Raw genomic sequence first — 958 nt, forward strand, 5'->3', positions numbered from 1 at the left:
ACAAGTTTGTTTCTATTTTCCATACAATCGCTTGTATGGCCTCGGATGTCTTGTTTATTCTATATATAAATATATAGGATACTCAATTCATTTATTTCAATATGCGGTTTTCAAGGTACGTATCGGAACCAGCTGTTACAGCTAATTCCTAATGGAGATGGAGAGATTCGAACTCTTGACCCCCTGCTTGCAAGGCAGGTGCTCTCCCAACTGAGCTACACCCCCACGTTATGGTTACACGTAATATTTACGGTGCTGGTCTTCCCTCTTGCGAGGCAATTCCTATCTTCTTGGTCATTATTCTATTTATATCTGAAGAAACTTCAGAACCAGCGGATTAAAGCGATGTCTTCTCTTGTGAGTTTTGGTCGCATTTACCCCAGTGGGTTTAAGTGGGCCTTACCTCCCCTGCGAAAGATATGGGTGGCACTTCCCAAATGGGCTTAAGTGGACTCGAACCACCGACCTCACGCTTATCAGGCGTGCGCTCTAACCGGCTGAGCTATAAGCCCGGTTAAAAATCCGGCAGCCACCTGCTCTCCCATGCCGTCTCCAGCATAGTACCATCGGCCGCTTAGGTCTTAACCATCGTGTTCGGGATGGGAACGGGTGTTTCCCCTAAGCGCATCGCCACCGGAAATCGTTTGTTTCCTTGACTTCTCTTGATAATCAGAAAACTAAATAGTATATAAAACCCTTACTTCTTCTTCCTTAGAAAGGAGGTGATCCAGCCGCACCTTCCGATACGGCTACCTTGTTACGACTTCACCCCAGTTACCTGCCCCGCCTTCGGCAGCTCCCTCCTTTCGGTTGGGTCACTGACTTCGGGCGTTGCTGACTCCCATGGTGTGACGGGCGGTGTGTACAAGACCCGGGAACGTATTCACCGCGACATTCTGATTCGCGATTACTAGCGATTCCAGCTTCGTGTAGTCGGGTTGCAGACTACAGTCCGAAC

The 958-nt window shown here is 48.4% G+C and carries 2 tRNA genes and 2 rRNA genes; all 4 read right to left on the reverse strand.

What is annotated here, in order from left to right:
• Nucleotides 1-152: 152 nt before the first annotated feature.
• Nucleotides 153-225: transfer RNA gene (locus HMPREF9469_RS30375), tRNA-Ala, on the reverse strand.
• Between the two features lie 213 nt (nucleotides 226-438).
• Nucleotides 439-512 (reverse strand) — tRNA-Ile (locus HMPREF9469_RS30380).
• A gap of 8 nt (nucleotides 513-520) precedes the next feature.
• Nucleotides 521-638: ribosomal RNA gene (rrf, locus tag HMPREF9469_RS30385) — 5S ribosomal RNA — on the reverse strand.
• Nucleotides 639-715: 77 nt separating this feature from the next.
• Nucleotides 716-958 (reverse strand): 16S ribosomal RNA (locus HMPREF9469_RS30390); the annotation flags it as partial.

This window comes from [Clostridium] citroniae WAL-17108 (genome assembly GCF_000233455.1).
In the GTDB taxonomy this organism is placed as follows: Bacteria; Bacillota; Clostridia; order Lachnospirales; family Lachnospiraceae; genus Enterocloster; species Enterocloster citroniae.